General features: G+C 56.2%; 18 protein-coding genes. 9 read left to right on the forward strand and 9 right to left on the reverse strand.

What is annotated here, in order from left to right:
- Positions 1-247 precede the first annotated feature (247 nt).
- The 6 genes from LCM31_RS08350 (at position 248) to LCM31_RS08375 (ending at position 6,053) form a co-directional block, all read left to right on the forward strand.
- Positions 248-1,078, forward strand: coding sequence for a hypothetical protein (locus LCM31_RS08350; protein WP_224869083.1), 831 nt, complete (start codon positions 248-250; stop codon positions 1,076-1,078).
- 137 nt (positions 1,079-1,215) lie between these two features.
- Positions 1,216-2,064, forward strand: coding sequence for a tRNA (adenosine(37)-N6)-threonylcarbamoyltransferase complex dimerization subunit type 1 TsaB (gene tsaB / locus LCM31_RS08355; protein WP_224869085.1), 849 nt, complete (start codon positions 1,216-1,218; stop codon positions 2,062-2,064).
- Positions 2,065-2,087: 23 nt separating this feature from the next.
- Complete coding sequence (locus tag LCM31_RS08360; protein WP_224869087.1) at positions 2,088-2,888, forward strand: undecaprenyl-diphosphate phosphatase; 801 nt, start codon at positions 2,088-2,090, stop codon at positions 2,886-2,888.
- Between the two features lie 61 nt (positions 2,889-2,949).
- Positions 2,950-3,834: an NAD(P)-dependent oxidoreductase gene (locus tag LCM31_RS08365; RefSeq protein ID WP_224869089.1), complete on the forward strand. Its 885-nt coding sequence runs from the start codon at positions 2,950-2,952 to the stop codon at positions 3,832-3,834.
- Entirely contained in the window at positions 3,834-4,919 is a 1,086-nt protein-coding gene (locus LCM31_RS08370; protein ID WP_224869091.1) for a tRNA-queuosine alpha-mannosyltransferase domain-containing protein, read from the forward strand. The genes LCM31_RS08365 and LCM31_RS08370 overlap by 1 nt, the downstream gene beginning before the upstream one ends.
- Positions 4,920-5,045: 126 nt before the next feature.
- Complete coding sequence (locus LCM31_RS08375; RefSeq protein ID WP_224869093.1) at positions 5,046-6,053, forward strand: tryptophan--tRNA ligase; 1,008 nt, start codon at positions 5,046-5,048, stop codon at positions 6,051-6,053.
- A 27-nt stretch (positions 6,054-6,080) separates the two neighbouring features.
- Here the strand turns inward: LCM31_RS08375 and LCM31_RS08380 are convergent, their stop codons facing one another.
- From LCM31_RS08380 to LCM31_RS08395, 4 genes are all read right to left on the reverse strand, one after another.
- Positions 6,081-6,500 (reverse strand): hypothetical protein, encoded by a 420-nt coding sequence (locus LCM31_RS08380; RefSeq protein ID WP_224869095.1) that lies wholly within the window; start codon positions 6,498-6,500, stop codon positions 6,081-6,083.
- A gap of 255 nt (positions 6,501-6,755) precedes the next feature.
- A complete protein-coding gene (locus LCM31_RS08385; protein WP_224869097.1) occupies positions 6,756-7,520 on the reverse strand; it encodes an esterase/lipase family protein in 765 nt (254 codons plus the stop codon).
- 42 nt (positions 7,521-7,562) lie between these two features.
- Positions 7,563-8,090, reverse strand: a complete 528-nt coding sequence (locus LCM31_RS08390) for a hypothetical protein (RefSeq protein WP_224869100.1) — start codon at positions 8,088-8,090, stop codon at positions 7,563-7,565.
- Between the two features lie 97 nt (positions 8,091-8,187).
- The gene (locus tag LCM31_RS08395) at positions 8,188-8,721 is read right to left on the reverse strand and encodes a PH domain-containing protein (protein ID WP_224869101.1); all 534 of its coding nucleotides are present in this window, start codon (positions 8,719-8,721) and stop codon (positions 8,188-8,190) included.
- 252 nt (positions 8,722-8,973) lie between these two features.
- Here LCM31_RS08395 and gndA point away from each other — a divergent pair, with 252 nt between their 5' ends.
- Entirely contained in the window at positions 8,974-10,494 is a 1,521-nt protein-coding gene (gene gndA, locus LCM31_RS08400; RefSeq protein WP_224869103.1) for an NADP-dependent phosphogluconate dehydrogenase, read from the forward strand.
- Between the two features lie 77 nt (positions 10,495-10,571).
- Here the strand turns inward: gndA and LCM31_RS08405 are convergent, their stop codons facing one another.
- The 5 genes from LCM31_RS08405 to LCM31_RS08425 all read right to left on the reverse strand — a co-directional run bounded on the left by LCM31_RS08405 (position 10,572) and on the right by LCM31_RS08425 (position 16,693).
- The gene (locus LCM31_RS08405) at positions 10,572-11,123 is read right to left on the reverse strand and encodes a DUF4136 domain-containing protein (RefSeq protein ID WP_224869105.1); all 552 of its coding nucleotides are present in this window, start codon (positions 11,121-11,123) and stop codon (positions 10,572-10,574) included.
- Positions 11,124-11,209: 86 nt separating this feature from the next.
- Positions 11,210-12,202: a recombination-associated protein RdgC gene (gene rdgC / locus LCM31_RS08410; RefSeq protein ID WP_224869107.1), complete on the reverse strand. Its 993-nt coding sequence runs from the start codon at positions 12,200-12,202 to the stop codon at positions 11,210-11,212.
- Between the two features lie 144 nt (positions 12,203-12,346).
- Positions 12,347-12,994 carry an HAD family hydrolase gene (locus LCM31_RS08415; RefSeq protein WP_224869109.1) on the reverse strand — a complete coding sequence of 216 codons (648 nt, stop codon included), beginning with the start codon at positions 12,992-12,994 and terminating at the stop codon, positions 12,347-12,349.
- 121 nt (positions 12,995-13,115) lie between these two features.
- Positions 13,116-14,585: an aminoacyl-histidine dipeptidase gene (locus tag LCM31_RS08420; protein ID WP_224869111.1), complete on the reverse strand. Its 1,470-nt coding sequence runs from the start codon at positions 14,583-14,585 to the stop codon at positions 13,116-13,118.
- 158 nt (positions 14,586-14,743) lie between these two features.
- Positions 14,744-16,693, reverse strand: coding sequence for a VacB/RNase II family 3'-5' exoribonuclease (locus LCM31_RS08425; protein ID WP_224869113.1), 1,950 nt, complete (start codon positions 16,691-16,693; stop codon positions 14,744-14,746).
- 360 nt (positions 16,694-17,053) lie between these two features.
- On the opposite strand from LCM31_RS08425, the gene LCM31_RS08430 reads away from it, so the two are divergent.
- Both LCM31_RS08430 and LCM31_RS08435 read left to right on the forward strand, forming a co-directional pair.
- Positions 17,054-18,142, forward strand: a complete 1,089-nt coding sequence (locus LCM31_RS08430; protein ID WP_224869114.1) for a Glu/Leu/Phe/Val dehydrogenase dimerization domain-containing protein — start codon at positions 17,054-17,056, stop codon at positions 18,140-18,142.
- A 259-nt stretch (positions 18,143-18,401) separates the two neighbouring features.
- Positions 18,402-21,248 (forward strand): M16 family metallopeptidase, encoded by a 2,847-nt coding sequence (locus LCM31_RS08435; RefSeq protein WP_224869116.1) that lies wholly within the window; start codon positions 18,402-18,404, stop codon positions 21,246-21,248.
- Positions 21,249-21,286 lie beyond the last annotated feature (38 nt).

The raw sequence follows: 21,286 nt of genomic DNA on the forward strand, positions 1-21,286 counted from the left end.
CCTGACTATTTCGTGTGAGGTTTCAACGGGAAATTTGTAAAAAATCCGTTGAAACCCAAAAAATATCCAATAATTTTGTGTTTTTTGGTTGTTTTTAATCTTTTTTTCTTGCAAACCCTCCTTTTTTTATTAACTTTGATACAGCCGCGTCATTTTTAATGGCTGGGCTGCTCTCAATTGTTCAAAGTTGGTCGAAACACACTTCAGTGTTCACAGTGACTTCTCATATAGAGAAAGGAGACTAGGGATGGCACGAGTCGCAAAGAAAAAGGCCAAGGCAAAACGGGTAGCAAAACCGGCCGCCAAAGCCGCAGCTACCGCCTCACCGGTGGTAACCAAAGCGCAGAAAGCGGTTGATTCTGCGGCGAAAGCTCTGGATGCGCAGTTGGATCGTGTAGGCAAAGCGCGCGCCCGGGTACAAAAATCCAATACCGCAGCAGCAAAGAATTCACTCGCCTCTGCCAATAGCAAGTTGCGTGAGCTGCGCGCCAAGCTGGCGGTGGCAAAACTCGGTCTTGCCAAGGCAAACGCGATGGATTCCGTTCGTCAGGCGGAAGAGTCGGCGAAGAAGGCTGTTTCAGGTTTGGCAGAGAAGTTGTCTACTAATGCCGACAAGGATTTGGATAAGGCATTAAAGGCATTTGAGGCGCGCTGGAAAAAGACGCGGGCCAAGGCGGATGCCAAGAAAGTAAAAGCCGCCGAGAAGAAGGCAACGGCCAAGGTGAAAGCCGCGGCCAAGAAGGCGGCCGCTAAGGCCAAGGCTCTAGAGAAGAAAGCCCTGGCCAAAGCCAAGGCTGAAGCGAAAAAGGTCGCGAAGAAGGCGAAAAAGAAAATTGCGGCCAAGAAATCTGCCGCCAAAGCGGCGATAAAAAAAGCCTTAGGGCGCCCCAAGAAGGCTGCAGCGAAAAAGGCAACGGCCAAGAAGCCCGCTAAGAAAACAGCCAAGAAAGCAGCGAAGAACGTAACCAAGAAAGCAGCCAAGTCGGCACCGAAGAAAGCTGCCCGCCGTGGGCGTCCGCCAAAGGCAACGGCCAAAAAAGCCGGCGCGCGCCGCGGTCGTCCACCGAAGAAGGCTTGACTGGCAACCCCTTGCACAGGCGCATGGGGGCTAGACTGTGATGAGAGCCCCGGGGCCCAAGCCCCGGGGCTTTTTTATTTCCCCGTCTCGCCGGTTGCGTTTGCCGCTGGCCATGCCACAATTCGTCCCCAATCCCTTTGGCCAAGTTCCTACGTGCCTGCAGCCAGCAGCGCGTCGGATATCCATGGCCGGCGGCGTTTGTAGCCGTTTACTTTGATATCACCGAAATGGGGCCTTATCCGTTGAAAATCCTGGCTGTCGATACTACCTCCGGAGCCTGTTCTGTGGCCCTGTATGACCAGGGGCAAGTGAAAGAGACGTTTGTCCGGGCCGAGCGTGATCATACCCGCAGGCTACTGCCCATGGTGGAGCAGGTATTGGGGGAGAGCGGATACAGCCTTGGTCAGCTGGACAGCCTGGCCGTGAGCCAAGGCCCCGGCTCGTTTACTGGCCTGCGAATTGCGATTAGCTGCGTACAGGGGCTGGCGTTCTCTGCGAACCTTCCTGTCGTCCCTGTTTCGAGCCTGGCTGCACTGGCTCTGGGTGCGGTGCGAGAGAATCCGCAATGGGCGGTATTAGAAATGCCTGTTTTGGCCGCACTGGATGCCCGTATGCAAGAGGTGTATTGGGGCCTGTATGATGTGGCTAATCCCGGGCACGCGCTGTTGCCAGATCAGGTGTCATCCCCGGAGCAAGTAATTGCTTCTTTAGAATCTGCCGGCTATCTGACAGCGGATAAGTCCGACGTGGAACGCGGTGAATCTGCGCTGCTCGCGGCAGGTCCCGGTTGGAGCTACCCAGAGCTTGCCGCGTTGAACCCTCAGGCACTGCAGCTGGATGCTGGTATTCACGCGCAGGATATTGCTGTGCTCGCTGCCGACTTGTGGCAGCAAGGGAAGCAGGTCTCCGCCGACACACTTCAACCCGCCTACCTGCGTAACGAAGTTACCTGGAAAAAGCGCGAGCGGATTCGACCATCCAAATAATTGTTTTATGCAGTTGAAATAGTATGGAAACCTTTCAGATTGTCATCCTCGCACTCATCCAGGGAATTACCGAATTTTTGCCCATTTCCAGCTCCGCGCATTTGATCTTACCGAATCAGGTACTGGGTTGGCCGGATCAGGGACTGGCGTTTGATGTGGCCGTGCATTTCGGTTCCTTGATGGCGGTACTTATTTATTTCCGCAAGGACGTTTGGCATTTGATTCGCGATGGCCTTGGTGGCTTTAAAACCGGGCAGTTCAGCGATGAGGGGCGGCTCGCCTGGCTCATCGTTCTGGCTACCATTCCCGCCGGGTTGGTGGGCCTCGCGTTTAAAGATTTTATCGAAACCCACCTGCGCTCATCCGCCGTGATCGCGGCGACCACGATTATCTTCGGCCTGTTGCTGTGGTGGGCAGACGTTCATGGTAAAAGGCTCGATGGTTTGGCGAAGCTGAACTGGAAAAAGGCGCTGATGATCGGCGCCGCGCAGGCCCTTGCGCTCATCCCCGGGACTTCGCGCTCCGGAATTACCATGACGGCCGGGTTGATGTTGGGTATGAAACGGGAAGCGGCAGCACGCTTCTCTTTCCTGATGTCGATCCCGGTTATCGCCCTGAGTGCGCTGCTGCTGACCCTTGAGCTTCTCGATGCGCAAGCGGTGCCCTGGGGTAGTATTTTCCTGGGCGTGATCCTGTCCGGTATTAGCGCCTATCTGTGTATCCACTTTTTCCTGCAGTTTATTAGCCGCATCGGTATGGCACCTTTCGCCATTTATCGCTTGCTGTTGGGAGCGGTTTTGATCTGGCTGATTGTCTCTGCCTGAATCCGCCAGTAGCTAGTCCGGTCACAGCATAGAATCGTTTCACATCGAACCTGGAGTAACAATGAAGACAACTGTCGCGTTTATCGGCCTTGGTGTCATGGGCTACCCCATGGCGGGGTACCTTTCCCGGGCCGGGTACCAGGTTCAGATCTACAACCGTACCGGAAGCCGGGCCAGCCAATGGCTTGAAGCGTATCAGGGGGAAGCGTTTGCGACGCCTGCCAAGGCCGCAGAAGGGGCTGAAATCGTTTTTGCCTGTGTCGGTAACGATGATGATCTGCGTCAGGTAACGGTGGGGCCAGACGGTGCGTTTGCCGGCATGGCGCCGGGGACCCTGTTTGTGGATCACACCACAGCGTCTGCCAATGTTGCGCGGGAACTGGCAGACAAGGCGACCGAACACCAGCTTGGGTTTCTGGATGCTCCGGTATCCGGTGGTCAGGCGGGTGCCGAAAACGGCGCGCTCACCATTATGGCCGGTGGTAGTGAGGTGGATTTTCACAAAGCCAAACCTTTGTTGGACTGTTATGCACGTGCAGTCAACCTGCTGGGGCCGGTGGGCAGTGGTCAGTTGTGCAAGATGGTGAACCAGATATGCATTGCCGGATTGGTACAAGGGTTGTCGGAAGGGCTGCACTTTGCCCGCGCCGCAGGCCTCGATCCGGAGCAGGTAGTGGAAGTGATTTCCAAGGGTGCTGCACAAAGCTGGCAAATGGAAAACCGCTACCAAACCATGCTTGCAGGCGATTACGAGCACGGCTTTGCCGTGGATTGGATGCGTAAAGATCTGGCAATCGTTCAGGATGAGGCGCGCCGTAATGGGGCTTTATTGCCGGTGACTGCGCTTGTAGACCAGTTTTATAGCGAGGTGCAGGCGCTGGGCGGGGGGCGTTGGGACACGTCCAGCCTGTTCGCCCGCCTGGAGAATGTGCGCAAGTTCGACTGATGCGAATTTTACTGCTGTCAGCCTACGATGCAGAAAGTCACAAACGGTGGCGTCGCGGGCTGGTGGACGCCTTCCCCGGCTGGGAATGGACGGTGCTCACCTTGCCGCCACGCTATTTCAGTTGGCGTATCCGCGGCAATAGCCTGAGCTGGGCGATGGGCCCGGAACGGGCGACTCTCAAGCAGCCATACGACTTACTGATCGCAACATCAATGACCGATCTGTCCGCACTGCGCGGGTTGGTTCCGGCTCTGGCGAACACGCCTACATTGGTTTACTTTCACGAAAACCAGTTTGCCTATCCGAAAACCGGTCTCGCTCACCAGTCGGTGGAGCCACAAATACTCAATCTATACACCGCCTTGTGTGGCGATCGCGTTGTGTTCAACTCTGAGTTCAATCGCCGCACCTTTCTTGAGGGTGCGGCGGCACTTCTGAACAAGCTACCGGATTGCGTCCCTCCTCAGGTGGTAGAGCATGTCGCCACCCGTAGTCTGGTGATGCCGGTACCGCTGGAGCAGGAACTGTTTGATTCCGCCTATGGCAGGGGCGGGAAGTCGGATTGCTTCACCATTAGCTGGGCAGCGCGTTGGGAATACGATAAAGGGGCGGATCGCCTGCTGAGTATTTTGGAGCGGTTGGAGGCTGCCGGAGTCGAGTACCAGCTTAATTTACTCGGGCAGTCGTTTCGCAAAGTGCCATCTCAGCTAATAGAAATTCAAAATCGATTTGCGCATCGTTTACTGAAGATAGGTTTTGTTGACAGCCTTGAGGTGTATCGCAAGGTGCTCGCCGAGAGTGATGTGTTTCTATCCACGGCGTATCACGAGTTTCAGGGGTTGGCGGTAATGGAGGCAACAGCCCTCGGCGCTGTCCCGCTCGTGCCGCATTCCATGGCTTATCCTGAAATCTACCCAGGATCCTGCTTGTATGCGTCGGAGGCAGCGGCTGTGCGGCGGCTGTTGGCCCTGCAATCGATAAAGCAGCGGGGAGGGACACTGGAGCCAGTGTCGATGGCCCACTATGGTTGGGATAACTGGCGGCAGCCCTACGAGAACGCAATACGAGCTGCGCGCGGACTCTAACGCTCTATTGGTGATAGTACTCGATACATTATCTGGCTGGTTTAGTCTGAATCGTTAAGCCGGTATCATAGCGCCCCGCGCAATGAGTGCGCCGGATACAAGTTTTCAGTTGGAATGTTCACAGCTATGAAGAAACAGCGGGTTCTTACCGGGATTACGACGACAGGCACCCCTCACCTGGGTAACTATGTGGGCGCGATACGCCCAGCAATTGAGGCCAGCCAGGACGCTGACAACCAGTCGTTCTACTTCCTGGCGGATTACCACGCGCTGATCAAGTGTCAGGATCCGGAGCAGGTGCACCAGTCCACCCTGGAAATTGCCGCGACCTGGCTGGCACTGGGGCTGAATACCGACAATGTGGTGTTTTACCGCCAGTCCGACATCGTGGAGATTCCAGAACTTACCTGGCTGCTGACCTGCCAGACCGCCAAGGGTCTGATGAATCGTGCGCACGCGTACAAGGCGGCGGTCGACGCTAACCGCGATGACGGCCAGGACTCCGACTTCGGCATCAATATGGGCCTGTACAGCTACCCGATCCTGATGGCGGCGGACATTCTTATGTTCAACGCAAACAAGGTTCCGGTGGGCAAGGACCAGATCCAGCATATCGAGATGGCGCGTGATATTGCCGCGCGGTTCAATCACCACTACGGCGAGCATTTCGCGCTGCCGGAAGCCGTGGTGGACGAGCACGTATCCGTCTTGCAGGGGCTCGATGGGCGAAAAATGAGCAAGAGCTATGGTAATACGATTCCACTGTTCCTGCCCGAGAAGAAGCTGAAGAAGCACATCAACAAGATCAAGACCAACCTGCTGGAACCCGGCGAGCCGAAGGATGCGGATACCTCAACGGTCTTCCAGATCTGGCAGGCATTTGCCACTCCGGAGCAGACCGCCGAAATGCGTCAGGCATTTGCTGACGGTATTGCCTGGGGAGAGGCCAAAAAGCAGCTGTTTGAACTGATCAACGGCCAGGTGGGGGATGCCCGCGAGCGTTACGAGGCGCTGCTGGCCAACCCTGCCCAGATTGAGGTTGAGCTGGAGAAGGGCGCAGAAAAAGCCCGTGCCTACTCCGCGCCTTTCCTGGCAAAACTTCGCGAAGCGGTAGGCATCCGTAAAATCGGCTGAAGTATTGCCCCGCTTGCGTGATTGGGGTCAGCCCGGGTTGCGTAAGCGGATCTCTAGAGAGAAGTCTGCACGCTCGCCATTATTGGCTGCGGGCTCGGTAAGGAACAGTAGCAGCCGGTAGGTGCCATCCCGGGGTAGGGTGACACGATGTGTAGAGTGTGCGCCATGGCCCCGGTAAAGGGCCCGCGGCGCTGCAGGTGCGGAAAGGTTGTATCCGACGCGCTCATTGCTGCTACGCACGTTCAGCTCGAGAGATTGGCCGGTTTTTCCGTCAATCAAATACTCAATCTTTTGTTGACCATTGATGCTGGTGGAAACTGATGCGACACCGGTAACTCTTCTCGCTGGATCTTTCCCTTTCAGCTCTTTCCCTTGGTGTTTGCTGTCTGTTTCACTGGTAGCAGTTGCAGGGGGGATATCGTTTGCTACTCCATCACTTAGCTGCACTCTTTTCCGTGTTATCAAGTTGGTTGTGTTTACCGGGCGATTAGCGTTCCGGTTGCTTTTTTCTGCGGCATGGAGGGGGTTAGGATTCGATGAGTCTGCAACGACCGCCACAATTGGGAAAGAAATCGCGTTGCTCGTGAATAGAAACCCGCTAACGAGGAGCGTTAGCATTGCTGATAGGACACTGATTTTTTGCACAAGAAATCCCGCTGAAACAAAGCGTAAGGATCTCAGTGTAGGTTGGACCTGTGCCAGTTAGTCGGATTTTGCAGCGCTTTTACGCACGAATTGGCCGCGCTTTAGAAAGTGAATCACCTGCTCGATCACTTTGCGATTTTTCATCATGAACACGTGAGTGACAGGCATCTCAATGTGGTCTTTCATTCCCTTCAAGCGGATCCTGGCAACGGTGACTTTCCCGTCATCCTTTTCCGGCAGCATGCTTGAGAGAATCGGGTTGATACTGCGGGTACCGGCGATAATACCGAGCTCAAAGTTCGCAGCACCTAATTTGTTGGGCACGCTCATTTTGCCTGTGCCTAGCTGTAGTCCCGCTTCGCCAAACATAAACTGAAACCCCGGAAAGCTTCCCAGGTTGTCCACGACTTCGCTACCGCCATTGGGTGGGCCGAGCATCACCACCCGCCCAAGGTTTTCGACTTTCACATTGCCGAGGTACTGGCGAACTAGAATGCCGCCCATGGAATGGGTAACAAAATGTACCTTAGATTGGTTGTGCTCTTTGCTGGTCAGCTCCGCACAGTGGTCCAAAGCGGGCGCAATCGCAGGGCCCGCCAGCTTTTCGATGGGGTGATCGGTGGAGGGGTAATCCACGTTGACGGTAGCGAACCCTGCCTCGGCAAGTGCCGAATCCAGCTTGTGCATGGAATGGTCGGACTTGGCGAGGCCGTGCAACAGAATCACGCAGTCTCCGGCGAGCGTGCTCGAGGAGGGCAGAAGTGTAAAAATGATGAGTGAGAGCGCGGGCAACAGGGGTTTCATGGTGTTCAAGAATTCCATTTCTCGGGTGGATGCTGGGGTAGATGCTCAAGTACCCAGACGTTAACTCCCGTCAGACTCCGGGTCAAATGACGCCGCGAGGCGACTTGGGTTTTTCTCCTTGCGTGAACGACTGCTGCGTTTGCTATCTATTTCCACCTGCAGCGTAAACGGTGCTGACTCGTTACGACGTGCCGCACTCCGCATCATGTAGACCTGAATCGTGTAAGTGCCACTGATGGGGAGCTTTTGGGAAAAACGCTCGCCTTTGATTGATCCAATGTAGATCGCCGCATCGCCGGGGCCTGTACCAGGGCCGTAAACGTTGAAGTAGGTGGCGGTATGAGGGGAAGTGAGCGTTATCGTCATCTGCTGCCCTGCCTTTGCGGAAAGGGTGTAGTTGACGCCGTCATAGCCCTGGATTTTTCCGGAAACAGAAGCGCCGGTGGCGCCCTTGGCAAACTGCAGGGGTTCGCTACGCGATTCCCCGGCCAAACTCGACCAGCTCGCCACTAGCAGACAGATGAGCACAGCAATGTGCAGGCGTGGAATAGTGTGCTGTCTATTCGGATCGTCGCTGTATGTTTGCATTCACTGAGTGTAGTTCAGCGCCAGTATTTGGTGGCATAGCTTCTGGTGGCAAGGCTTCTGGTGGTATAGCTTCGGCCGGAAGGGCTTGATACGGGTATCAGGAGGACCCTGTGGAACCTATCAGTTTCTGTGCGACCTGCACAAAGAGTTGCGGTTTGTCTGGGGTAACCACCACCGTCGATGTTGGAAGTTTAATCACAACGGCCTTGGCCGCGTCTGTGGCGTAGGCACGATAGCGCCCAAGCCTTTTGTTGCGAAACAGGCCCAGATAACTGAACAGTCCGCCGTTGCCGAATAGCTTGACAGACCCATCCATCGCCTTCGCATCAATGGTTACCGATTGCAGCCCCCGCAATGAGACCCGGCTGCGCCACCCCAGGCGCAAAACCAGTAGCTGGTCCCCCTCCAGTTGATATCCCCTTACGGTAAACAGCGCGCTCAGCACCAGAAGTACCAGTGGTAGCCAGATACCGAGGTGGTACAAGGGGGGGGACTGCTCGGGCTCCTTTACCAATAGAAGCGTGCTGATCCCGATCAGAATGACACTGGCCAGAAGCGTCAGTAGCTTCAGCTCTTTGCTCCAGGGGGCATTGAAGCGTGCCGGTTTCAACGTTGGGGACTGCTCGGGCATCGTCATAAGTCTCTTAAAAGCATGAAACGGCTCAAGAATAGTTCTCGGCTCGTCGGTCAGGGCGGAAGTGTACCCTCGCAGCCCCAGTGTGAGAAACCGGTGAATGCCCCGCGGTGCTACTACAATGGCCGCAGTGTCAAAATGCGCTCCCGCAGCGCTCTTTCGATTGCTATACTCCGCGCCCTTTGAGCAAGCAGCGGTGTTCGGGCGAGCCCCGCAGCAACACAAGATTCCTGCGCACTGGAGAACTACATGTCAGAAACGCAATGCGATATCGGCTTTATTGGCGCCGGCGTAATGGGGAAGAACCTGATCCTCAACCTGGCGGACAATGGATACCGCGTGTGTGCCTTCGATCTAGACCACAGCCGTCTGGAAGATCTGTTGGAGCAGGATGCCAAAGAGCGTGGTGATCAGCCTCCGCGTGTTGAGGTGTGTAACTCCTACACCGAGCTACTGTCCCGCACCAAGGCGCCCCATCTGGTGATTCTGTCGGTGCCCGCCGGCGCCCCGGTCGATGATGTCTGCAACAAGCTGCTGGATGCCGGACTGCAAGCCGACGATATCGTGATCGACACTGGCAACAGCCTGTGGACCGACTCGGTGCAGCGCTGCAAGCGCTACGAGGGCAAGCTTATCTTCTTCACCACGGCAGTTTCTGGCGGTGAAGTCGGGGCACGTTTCGGGCCGTCCCTGATGCCCAGTGGTGATCGCTATGCCTGGGCGCGCATCGAGCCGGTCTGGCATGCGATCGCCGCAAAAGTTGATCCCGCGAGCGGCCAGCCAATCGAGCGTTTCGAGCCGGGCAACCCTGTGAAAGAGGGCGAGCCCTGTGCCGCCTATATCGGCCCTATCGGCTCTGGTCACTTCGTAAAAATGGTGCATAACGGCATCGAGTACGCCGATATGCAGATGATCTGCGAAGTGTACGACGTGATGCGCAGTGCGCTGGAAATGACCCCCAGCGAAATTGCTGCCGTATTCCGTGAGTGGAACAAGGGCGTGCTGAACAGTTACCTGATCGATATCAGTGCTGAAGTCCTGGACACCCGTGATTCGGAAACCGGCGAGCCGCTGGTCGACGTGATTCTTGATCGCGCGGGCCAGAAGGGTACCGGCCTGTGGACGGCGGTAAGCGCGCTGGAAGTCGGCTGCCCGGCACCAAGCATTGCGGAAGCGGTATTTGCCCGCTCGCTTTCCACCCGCAAGATATTGCGCGGGCGCGCCGCGAAAAAGCTGATCGGCCCGGAAATTTCCCCGGTTGCGGAAGAAAGACGCAAGGAAGTCATTGAGCAGCTGCACGATGCTCTCTACTGCGCGAAGATTTGCGTTTACGCTCAGGGTTTCGACCTGATGAAGCTGGCGGCAAGGGAGCAGGGCTGGGAATTGAACTTCGCCGAAATTGCCAGAATCTGGCGTGCCGGCTGTATCATTCGCGCCGTATTCCTACAGTCCATCAGCGATGCTTACGAGCGCGATGTGAAGCTGTCCAACTTGCTGCTGGACGATTTCTTTATCCAGCAGATTGCCGAGCACCAGGGAAACTGGCGCCGTGCAGTGGCCGACGCCACCATCGGTGGTATCCCGGTTCCGGCACTGTCCTCGGCGCTCAGCTACTACGATGCCTTCCGCCGTGAATCCCTGCCGGCAAACCTGCTGCAGGCGCAACGCGATTTCTTCGGCGCGCACACTTTCTCACGTGTGGACAAGCCTGAGCAGGAGAAGTACCACGTATTGTGGAGTGAGCCTGGCCGACCGATGAAAAAATTGTGATCGCTGAATTGAGTAAATGAAAATGGCCGCTTTTAGCGGCCATTTTTTTTGCGGGTACGTTTTGAGTCGCCGTACGCTTAGCGCCGTGGCGATGGGAAGCTGCGGAAAGCCTCTCCCACAGCCTGATCCATCGCGCGGGTGGGGTTGTTGAGTACTCTGCGTGTAACTGGTTTGTTAGCCTTGCCGCGCCAGACCACACGTTTTTGCCGGGTATCCAGTATGTCTACCGTGAGGTGACCCTCGGTGTATTGGCTGACGTTGGCGTGATAGCCGGGAGGTAGGTTGTTGTAATACTCCTCAAGATAGGGATAGCGCGCGGCGGCAAAGCCGAGGTTGGAATTTCTCGGCATTTTCACCTGACGGTTGGCGAACACATGCACATTGACCAGTACATCCGGGTTATCGCTCGGCATCATGCCGCGAGACATCAATTCTTGCGACACTGCGTTGTGGGCGAGGCTGGTGGCGCGGCTCGGTGTACCGCTTTGCGGCACAAACCCGAAGGTTTGGTACTGAGCCATATTGGCAGACTGCTGAGAGGAGGTGTTGTTGGCGCAGCCGCAGAGCGTCAGCATCCCGGTAATCGTGAGTGTGAGCAGGGAAAACAGGGAAAATTTACGGAAGGTCATAGGCCAATCCCGATGGTGTTAAACAGGGTTTCCTGTTCAGCCTAGACCGGGATTGGCGCATTTTCACACGCGAAACTAAACAGTCATCAAACGACTTCTTCCACTTCGCTGCTCACTTGCCGGTCGCGTTCCTCGTGACTGGCGCGGGCAACGATCTCGTCCACGCTGGCGGTATCGGTATTGAGCCCGCCAAAGGCGGCCAGCAAATCTTTCAGTAGTGCAGAGATTTCCAGGGTCATAACCGAGAACTCAATGTCGAACCGTTGAGCAGCATTATCCGCATCTACGTTGTCCGCTTTTTCGGTAACCTCGTCACTGAATTTCAGGCGTTTGATCGCCAGCTGATCGTCCACCATCAGCTCGACACCGTCGCGCCACACCAGCCCCAGCTTGTGCACCTGCATGCCGGCGACGAGATGGTTATGGATCTCCTCCGCGCACAGGTCCTGGTTTTTACAGCGAATCACACTGCCGGACTCCTGCGGGTCGCGCAGCTCGCACTCGTGACCAAACTCGAAATTGGTGGGTGCTTCAGGTGCAGTCAGCCAGTGGGTCATGGACTGCTGAGGGATATTCTTTGCGGCGACCGGCACCACCGACAGGCTGCTGATGGCTTCGCGCAGATTTTCCAGCAGCTCTTCCGCCGCTTTCGCGGAAGATGCGTTGACCACGATCCAGTTATCTTTGGGGTCAATGTAGGCAAACTGCAGGCGCGAACGGGCGAAGGCTTTTGGTCGCATTTCCAGCAGCACTTCATCCTTCAGGTTCTGCCGCTCCTTGCGGCCCACACTGCGCGCCTCTTTTTCAGAAATGGCCAGCGCCATTTCTTCGATCTTCTCGTTGACCACCGCCGCAGGGATCACTTTTTCCTGCTTCTTGGCGCATACCATCAGGTAGCCATTGGCGGCGTGTACCAACTCGGTACCGTGACGCCCCAGCGGGGGCACCCAGCCGTAGCGCGCCATATCCTGACTGCCGCAGGGGGTAAAGGTATCCGGTTCCAGCATCTCGTTGAGCTGTTCCGCGGACAGGGTGAAATCTCGGGTGAGGCGGTAGACGCGCAGGTTCTTAAACCACATAAATCAGGCCGTTCGCTGTATTTTAATCAGTATGCTTAAAGCGGCCGGGCATTATGCGTCAGTCGCCAAAAAGGGGCCAGCAGATGCGCTGGCCAAAGCAGGATTGCTGGTCACCAGCCTCAGGTGACTAGGCTTGGCAAATGATTAGGCTTGGCAAAACTGCTCGCCAATTTCTTGCGGGTGCGTAAATAGGTAAGCCGGTTGATGCTCTTGCAGCTCTTCGCGGGAGCCATAGCCCCAGAGTACGCCCGCGGACTTCAGCTGATTTTTGTGCGCGGCGTTCAGGTCAAAGTGACGGTCGCCGATCATCAGTGTGTTGCGGCTAATGGTGTTTTCCGCCAGCAGCTTTTCCAGTTGCTGCCATTTCCCGATACCCACATCACCACCGCTGACGAATTCAAAATAGGGCAACAGGTTGAACTGCTCGAGAATACGAGTGGCAAAGTCGGCGCGTTTTGACGTGCAAACGCCGAGGCGAACGCTCTTGTTCTCGCGCAGACTCTCAAGCATTTGCTGAATCCCCGGGTAGAGGGTGTTTTCTGCGTAGCCGGTGTCGCCATAGCGCTCTCGGTATTTGTCCACCATGGAGCGTACGAAGGCATGATCGGCACTACCCGTGAGTTCACTGACGGTGTGTTCCAATGGCGGGCCAATATAGGATGTCAACTCTTTTGTAGATCTCGGTGCCTGATCGTGGAATACCAATGCGTGATTCATGCAGTTTACAAAGCCTTCCGCCGGATCACTCAGTGTGCCATCCAGGTCAAAAAGCAACCACTCGTACTGTGCCATAGAAAGCTCCTGATTATTTTTGATATTGCGGGAAGTAGCTTGCGCTATTGTCCCTCGCCTGGTTAGGGAATACAAAAAAGCCCGGGGTTGAAGCCGGGCTTTTTTGCACAAGATGTCCTGTTTAGTTGCTGGGAATTGCCCCAACAACCTTCACAAAATAATCCCAGAAATTCGCCACACTCTGGATATGCACGCGCTCTTCCGGAGAATGCGCGCGACGAATGGTGGGGCCGAAAGAAACCATATCCCAGTTGGGGTACGGCTTGGCCAGCAGGCCGCACTCTAGACCGGCATGGATCACTTTCACCTCCGGCTCGCTGCCTTCCATCTCCTTGTAGACATCCTTCATTAGTGCCAGCAGCGGCGACTGCATATTGGGTGTCCAGCCAGGGTAATCATTTTCCAGAAGGGCATTGGCGCCGGCCAACTGGAAGGCTGCGGCCACATTCAGGCCGTGCGCATCCCGTGCGCTGTCCGACAGGCTGCGCACCAGGCACTGGATACGCACTTGCGCGTTGCCGTTTTCGGTTTCGGTGACGACGCGCGCCAGGTTGTTGGAAGTATCGGCAATGCCTTCCAGCGCGGTACTCATACGCTCCACGCCGTTGGGGCAGCAGCGGATAGCGCGAATCAGCTTTAGCTGCGCTTCGGTGTCCATCACACTTGCCGGCGCATCGGTGGCTTCCAGCGCGATATCCAGTTTCGCTTCGTTATCCAGTTCCGCTTTGATGATTGCTGTGGCCTGCTGGAAAATCTCCTGCAGCTGCGCCGACTGTTCCGCGGGCACGGTTATCACGGAAAACGACTCGCGCGGAATGGCGTTGCGCAGGCTGCCGCCATCGAGGCTGGCGATTCGCAGTGCCGGAATTCGCTGCAGAGCGGCATCGATGATGCGGTTGGCAATCTTGTTGGCGTTGCCGCGTCCTTTGTCGATGTCCAGACCGGAGTGACCGCCGCGCAGGCCGCGTACGCTCAGTTTAAATGCCTGGTGGTCGGTGGGCAGGGGGTCTGCGGTGTAGGGCAGGGATACATTGATATCGACACCGCCGGCACAGCCCACGTAGAGCTCGCCTTCGTCTTCGGTGTCGAGGTTCAGCAACAGGTCCGCTTCAAAGTGACCTGGCTGCAAGTGCTTCGCGCCGGTCATGCCCGCTTCCTCGTCGATGGTCAGCAGGGCTTCCAGCGGCGGGTGCGGAATATCGGTAGATTCCATTAATGCCAGAATCGCGGCCACGCCGATGCCGTTATCGGCGCCGAGGGTAGTGCCTTCTGCGGTTACCCATTCACCATCCACATAGGGTTTGATGGAGTCGGTCAGGAAATCGTGCTCGGTGTCGGCATTTTTCTGCGGCACCATGTCTACGTGGCTCTGCATCGCCAGGCTTCTGCGATTCTCCATTCCCGGAGTTGCGGGTTTCTTCAGGATGACGTTGCCGACCTGATCCAGCTTGACGTCGAGCCCGCGATCTTTTGCGAAATCGACAATGTACGCCACTACCTGGTCTTCATGTTTGGACGGGCGTGGGATCTCGCACAACTTTGCGAAGTGTTTCCACAGCGGCGTTGGGTTCAGTTCAGCGATGCTCGACATGTGTTTTCCTTGTGGTGAGACCGCCTGATACAAAGCGAGCAGGTGGCCAGAGGATACGGCCGGTGGGTGGGGCCGAAAGCACCCGCGAGCTTGTGGCCCGCGGTTGGAGGTTTAGTCTTTTTGTAGTGCAATCCCGCGTGTAAACGCCGGGTGCAGAATTATTCGCTAGCGGCAGTTTCTGTAACCAGCGCGAACGCAATGCGTCGTTTATCGGTATCCACGGCGCTTACTTTAATGCGCACTTCCTGATCCAGCTGGAACTGCTCTTCTCCGCGGGTAATGCGCAGGCGCTTGCCATCGAAGTCGAACGGATTCTTTTTGCTGTTAAAGCGCACAAATCCATTGACGCCGTTGTCGTCCAGGCGTACGCCGATACCCGCACCGTTGACTAGGGTGATTTTGCCAGTAAAGGTCTGGTCGATTTTGTTTTCCAGATACTGGCAGTAGAGCCACTGTTGCAGGGCGCGGTCTGCCTGGCGGCCAGTGGTGACACTCTGCTGCAAGGCTTCACCGTGTTCGTCGGCCAGGGTTGGCAGGGTTTGCTGATCGGCGGCGGCACGCAGTACCCGGTGGTTATGCAGGTCGTTGAACTTGCGGATCGGCGAGGTCACGGTGGCGTAGTGGGCAATGCCGAGGCCGAGGTGCGCGGCGGCATTGCTAGACAGTTCGCCCGGGCGCAGCATGCGCTTGAGTACCGCCAGCGTATTCTTCTTCTCGGCATCCTCATCGGCTTCCAGGGTTTTTACCAGATTGAGGTAGACGTCGAGCTGGTGGAGGTCCTGCTCTGCGTACTCCGGCATGACGTCTTTCAGCAGGGCGCGGATCTCGGTCATGCGTTCGTCGCGGAAACCCAGGTGGATGGAAAAGCAGCCGGCACCGAGTTCGGCGAGTTTGTCGCCCGCCGAAATATTCGCGGCCAGCATGGCTTCTTCAACCATGCGCTGGGCAGAAGTGCGCTCCTGCTTTTCGATGCGCTCGATCTTGCGCTTTTCATTCAGAATCAGGTCGTAGTCCGGGCGATCTTCCATTACCAGGGAATGGCCGGAGCGATACTGCGCACGCGCCTTGCTGAGGGCGTTGAGTTCACTAAGGGCCTGGTGCTGAGTTTCTGGCACCGCAGCGGCATCGCCATCGATGTACTGGGCAACCTGGTTATAGCTCAGCTTGTGCTGGGAGCGGATCGCGGCAAACTCGTACTCGAAGCCGTTGAGTGCGCCGTCTTCCGATACCGCGATATGCATCACCAGAGCGGGGCGCAGCTGGCCCTCCAGCAGGGAGAAACTGTTCTCACACAAACCCGCAGGCAGCATTGGCAGGGTTTCACCGGCGAGATAAACACTGTTGGCCCGCGCAAGCGCGTCTTTGTCCAGGGGGCTGCCGGCTTCGATCAGGCTGGAAGGGTCGGCTACGGCGATGTGCAGAGTCCAGCCTGCGTCGGTTTTCGTAATCGCGATGGCATCGTCCATATCGCGGGTGCTTTCAGAATCGATGGTGACAAAGCCGAGTTCTGAAAGATCCTTACGGTCTGTGCTGATGCTTTCCAGCTGTGCGGGAACGGCTTCTGCCTGTTCGAGCGCACCTTTGCTGAAGGCGTTGGGCAGGCGGTGCTGGGCGACTACAAATGCGTGTTCGATGCCGGCCATATCGGGCTTGCCGATCACGCTTTCTACCTTTGCCTGGGACTTGCCGTCTTTGAACGGGTGGCGGGAAATGCTACAGGCGATGAACTCCCCCGGTTGTGCCTTGCCGCGGCCTTTGGGGGGCAAGAAGATCCAGCGCGAAAACCCGTGCTCGCTGGGCTGGATAAAATGACCCTGGCCTCGCTGCACGTATTGACCCACCAGATACTTCAATTCCGTGGAGATCAGGCTATCCAGCTCTGCGGACAGCTTGCCTTTATCTTCTTCGGTCAGGCTCACCTTGACGCGGTCGCCAGGGAAAACCCGATCCATTTCGGCCGGGGGCAGGAAGGCCTCGCGCCCGTCATCCAGTACCACAAAGCCGAATTTACCATTGGCGCCGCGTACGCGGCCTTCGGCAAATTCCTTGGTGGATCGGATATCGGACTTCAGCTGGGACAGCTGTTTGAGGGCATCGGCGTTGAGCATAACCAGGTCTCTGTAAATCTCGGTAAATCGACTGCAAGGAGTGTAGGGCGCGGATTCTACCAGACGATGCTTTTCAGGCCAGTTACGCTATGGCGAACAACGTCTAATTTGCTCATGAAAGTCGATGAATTGGTGACCATCAGCGGCTTTGAGTTGCTGGTGAATGATCTATCCTAAAAATCGATGCATTTGGTGATGGGTGTGATACTGAATGGTCTTGATTGGCAAAGATTGCAATGAAAATCTGCACCTGCTGGATATATTCTAAGGGACTTACAATAAATCGCGGTTGCGGACTGAGCTGACAAAATCGGCCGTGTCTGGCGCCGTGGAACATCCGACCTCCGGAGAGGCAAGAAAATGAGTGTTTTTTCCCACCCTGCCTACGATAACCATGAAGAAGTTGCTTTCTACCACGACGCCAAAAGCGGCCTGAAGGCAATTATTGCAGTACATAACACCAACCTTGGCCCGGCTCTGGGCGGTTGCCGCATGTGGCCTTACGCAGACGATGCAGAGGCCCTGAACGATGTCCTGCGCCTTTCCCGCGGTATGACCTACAAATCTGCCATGTCTGGCCTCAAGCTCGGTGGCGGTAAGTCCGTGATTATCGGCGATCCGCGCAAGCAGAAGACTCCGGAGCTGCTGCACGCCATGGGTGACTTCCTGAACACACTCGGTGGCCGCTACATTACCGCGGAAGATAGTGGTACCAGCGTCGCCGATATGAAGATTATTGGTGAGCGCAGCGAATTTGTTTCCGGCGTGATTGCCGGGCAGGAGCACGGTGGCGATCCTTCTCCCTCTACCGCATACGGCGTATTTGTCGGTCTGAAGGCTGCGGCACAACACCGCTGGGGGCGCGAAGACCTGAATGGCATGAAGGTGTCCATTCAGGGCGTAGGTAATGTGGGCTTCCGCCTGGCCAAGCTGTTGAAAGACGCCGGTGCCGAGCTGTTCGTGACCGATATCTTCCAGGAAAACATTGATCGCGCGGTAACTGAGCTTGGCGCGACCGCGGTCGGCGCGGATGAGATTTTCGATCTGGATGTGGACATGTTTGCACCCTGTGCCCTGGGGGCGATTTTGAACGACAAGACCATCGAGCGGCTCAAGGTTGGCGCTATTGCTGGCGCGGCCAACAACCAGCTGGCGGAAGAGCGGCACGCGCAGGTGTTGAAAGAGCGCGGAATTCTTTACACCCCGGATTATGTGATTAATGCCGGTGGCATCATCGATGTGTATTACCAGCAAATGGGACAGGCGAAGGGCGAGTATGACGCTGACCAGGTGAAAGCGCATATCGAGACTATTGCCACCACTATGCACGAAGTCTTTGAGCGTGCCGAAGAGTCTGGCGAAACCACGGCGCACATAGCAGACCGTGTTGCCGAGGAGCGCTTCGGTCACGAAGACGCTTTAAACAATTCAGATTCCGCTGCTGCTTAATTCTCTTTCCGGGCGCAAGCGCCCGGCTCATCCTAATTCCTCTGGCGAACCTATCGTCTCTCTGTGAGGTATTCTTCGGGCGCTACGGCGCCCGCTTTTTTGCCTACACTGATAATCGCGCGGGCCTTGCGGCTGTCATGCACGCTGCGTGATTCGTATCGCGAATCTCAACCCTCTCTCCCGCCCGTTACGCCTTCTCAAAAAATCAGTGTCCGTTCATCACGTGAACAGGCAAGTGACAGAGCCAGGACAATTGACCATGCGTATGCGATTTTCCCGTGTGATTTTGCCGCTCCTCATCGCCGTACACCTTTGGTTTGTGGCCGGATGCGATAGACAAAACTCCGAGGAGGATAGCCAGGAGACGGTACACAAGGCATTTCAGGTCGATAAAAAAGCGGCCGCCAGTAGTAAAGCCGCTGCCACCGGCAACGAAGCCTATGTGGAGGCCCCCGAGATTGATCTGCCTTTCCACAAGGAGGTCCTGGATAACGGCCTGACCGTAATTGTGCACGAGGATCAGAAGGCGCCCGTGGTGGCCCTGAATATCTGGTACAAGGTCGGGTCGAAAGATGAGAGCCCCGGTAAAACCGGCTTTGCCCACTTGTTCGAGCACCTGATGTTCAACGGTTCGGAAAACTATCCGGGCGAGTACTTCGAACCCTTCCAGCGCTCCGGTGCCACCGATATGAATGGCACCACTAATAACGATCGCACTAACTACTTTGAAACGGTTCCTGTCGGTGCCCTGGATATGGCGATGTGGATGGAGTCCGATCGCATGGGGCACTTTAAGGGCGCGATCAGTCAGGAAAAGCTCGATGAGCAGCGAGGCGTGGTCAAGAACGAGAAGCGTCAGGGAGAAAACGTACCCTACGGGAAAGCGTTTGATGTCATCGCTGCCAGCACGTTTCCGTCCGATCACCCCTATTCGTGGAGCACCATTGGTTCCATGGAGGATCTGGACAACGCCAGTCTGGAAGACGTGAAACAGTGGTTCTCCGAATATTACCAGCCCGCCAATGCGATTCTGGTGATTGCCGGCGATATCACCGTGCCGCAAGCCATGGATATGGCGCGCAAGTACTTTGGGAATATTCCCAGTACTTCGGTGCCGCCGGAAATAAAACACTGGGAACTTCCCTCGCAGGTCAACAAACGCAAGGAAATGACCGACCGGGTACCACAAACCCGGATTTACAAGGTCTGGAATGTGCCGGCCATTGGCAGCGTCGATGAAGATGCGCTCGACCTGATGACCTCATTACTGGCCAATCGCAAGAACTCACTGCTGTACCGCCGCCTGGTGCGGGATGAGCAGGTGGCCACCAGTGTGAGTGCCTATTACTACGGGCGTCAGCTTGCAGGTCAGTTCATTATTACCGTGGATGTAAAACCCGGACAATCGGTTGAGAAAGTGGAAAAGCTGTTGAACGAGGAGTTGCGGCAGTTCGCCGACAATGGCGTCAGTGCGGATGAGTTGCGCCGCATCAAACAGAGCCAGTTCGCTTCGGTCGTCAAAGGATTGGAAAAGATCGGTGGCTTCGGTGGTAAAACCGATATCCTGGCGCGTTCAGAATTTTACTATGGTGACCCCGCTGCACTCATCAATGGGCTGGACGATTACGCCAAAGTGTCGGTGAGCGACGTTCAGGACGCTGCACAGCAATGGTTGAAGCCTGAGCACTTCACACTGGTTATTTCCCCTGAGGATAAGTACCAGGCGTCTGAGCACGATGTCGACCGCTCACAACTGCCCACCATCGACAAAAATGTCGAACTGGAACTGCCCAAGCAGCAAGAATTTACCCTGAAGAATGGGCTTAAAGTTGTATTGGCAGAGCGTCACGACACGCCGGCGGTATTTATGAAACTGCAGTATCGTGGCGGCGCTTCTGTAGATAGTGACAAACCGGGTCTCGCATCTGTGGTGGCGCGCATGCTGAGTGAGGGGGCAGGGGATTACGATAGCCTCGGTTTCAGCGCCCGTCAGGAAGAGCTGGGGGCGAGTATCGGCACGGGTAGCGGGCTGGATTACAACACCATCAGTTTCAGTGCCTTGAAGTCGCAGCTAAAGCCATCCCTTGAATTGTTTCGCGATGTCATTACCGCCCCCAAGTTTCCAGAGGAAGACTTAACCCGGGTCAAATCCAACTGGCTCGATTCAATTCGCCAGGAAGAGGCGCAGCCCCAGGGGCTGGCGATGCGCAAACTGCCGCCGCTTCTGTACGGTGAGAACCACCCCTACAGCGCTCCGCTCACGGGCTCCGGCACGCCGAAGGCTGTCTCCTCCATTACCCGCGATGATTTGGTGAATTATCACGATACCTGGCTACGTCCCGATAATGCGCAGCTGACAGTGGTGGGTGATGTGGATAGGAAGGAAATCGAAAAGCTGCTCAACGACACTCTGGGTAAATGGCGTGCGCCAAAAGAGCCGCTGCCGGAATTGGATATTGCTAGCGTCGAGCGCCCGGAAAGTACCCGTATATTCCTGCTGGATCGCCCGGGTGCGGAGCAAAGCTATGTGATGGCGGGCCTGCTGATGCCGCCCTGGCAGCCGGAAGGGGCGGAAGCGTTCGATGCAATGGCGACCGCGGTTGCCGGTAAATTTACTTCCCGTATCAATATGAACCTGCGCGAAGATAAAAATTGGTCCTACGGTGCGCGCGCAGTGTCCATGGATGCGGAAGGGCAGCGCCCATATATCGTCATTGCGCCGGTACAGACGGATAAAACCGCCGCGGCGATGCAAGAAATTTTGAAGGAATACAACGCATACCTGAATGATCGCCCCATTGAAGACAATGAGTTGAATGACTACAAAGATGATGAGGTCCTGAAGCAGAGTGCGCGTTTTCAGACCAAAGGGCAGCTGCTTTCCAGTATTGCCTGGCAGATCGAGAAAGGCTTGCCGCCAGAGTACATTGCGGACTACCCGCAGCGTGTCAGCTCCTTGACCAAGGAGCAGGTGGTGCGAGCAGCCAAGGACAATCTGGCGCCTGATCAGTTTACCTGGGTAATTGTTGGCGACCTCGACAAGATCAAGGAGGATATCGAAGCGCTGGACCTGGGGCCGGTGCAGGTGCTGCCTACAGAGCAGTGACCGGTGGCCGGCGCGACGTCTGGTCCCAGACGCGCCTC

Source organism: Microbulbifer agarilyticus, from assembly GCF_020171345.1.
In the GTDB taxonomy this organism is placed as follows: Bacteria; Pseudomonadota; Gammaproteobacteria; order Pseudomonadales; family Cellvibrionaceae; genus Microbulbifer; species Microbulbifer agarilyticus_D.

Bases quoted from the DNA above. Each gene is read 5' to 3' on its own strand.
- LCM31_RS08360 (WP_224869087.1), top strand. From the start codon at position 2,088: ATGGAAACCTTTCAGATTGTCATCCTCGCACTCATCCAGGGAATTACC.
- LCM31_RS08430 (WP_224869114.1), top strand. From the start codon at position 17,054: ATGAGTGTTTTTTCCCACCCTGCCTACGATAACCATGAAGAAGTTGCT.
- LCM31_RS08435 (WP_224869116.1), top strand. From the start codon at position 18,402: ATGCGTATGCGATTTTCCCGTGTGATTTTGCCGCTCCTCATCGCCGTA.
- LCM31_RS08415 (WP_224869109.1), bottom strand. From the start codon at position 12,994: ATGGCACAGTACGAGTGGTTGCTTTTTGACCTGGATGGCACACTGAGT.
- LCM31_RS08390 (WP_224869100.1), bottom strand. From the start codon at position 8,090: ATGCAAACATACAGCGACGATCCGAATAGACAGCACACTATTCCACGC.
- LCM31_RS08375 (WP_224869093.1), top strand. From the start codon at position 5,046: ATGAAGAAACAGCGGGTTCTTACCGGGATTACGACGACAGGCACCCCT.
- LCM31_RS08395 (WP_224869101.1), bottom strand. From the start codon at position 8,721: ATGCCCGAGCAGTCCCCAACGTTGAAACCGGCACGCTTCAATGCCCCC.
- rdgC (WP_224869107.1), bottom strand. From the start codon at position 12,202: ATGTGGTTTAAGAACCTGCGCGTCTACCGCCTCACCCGAGATTTCACC.
- LCM31_RS08370 (WP_224869091.1), top strand. From the start codon at position 3,834: ATGCGAATTTTACTGCTGTCAGCCTACGATGCAGAAAGTCACAAACGG.
- LCM31_RS08365 (WP_224869089.1), top strand. From the start codon at position 2,950: ATGAAGACAACTGTCGCGTTTATCGGCCTTGGTGTCATGGGCTACCCC.
- LCM31_RS08420 (WP_224869111.1), bottom strand. From the start codon at position 14,585: ATGTCGAGCATCGCTGAACTGAACCCAACGCCGCTGTGGAAACACTTC.
- LCM31_RS08405 (WP_224869105.1), bottom strand. From the start codon at position 11,123: ATGACCTTCCGTAAATTTTCCCTGTTTTCCCTGCTCACACTCACGATT.
- gndA (WP_224869103.1), top strand. From the start codon at position 8,974: ATGTCAGAAACGCAATGCGATATCGGCTTTATTGGCGCCGGCGTAATG.
- LCM31_RS08425 (WP_224869113.1), bottom strand. From the start codon at position 16,693: ATGCTCAACGCCGATGCCCTCAAACAGCTGTCCCAGCTGAAGTCCGAT.
- LCM31_RS08350 (WP_224869083.1), top strand. From the start codon at position 248: ATGGCACGAGTCGCAAAGAAAAAGGCCAAGGCAAAACGGGTAGCAAAA.
- LCM31_RS08385 (WP_224869097.1), bottom strand. From the start codon at position 7,520: ATGGAATTCTTGAACACCATGAAACCCCTGTTGCCCGCGCTCTCACTC.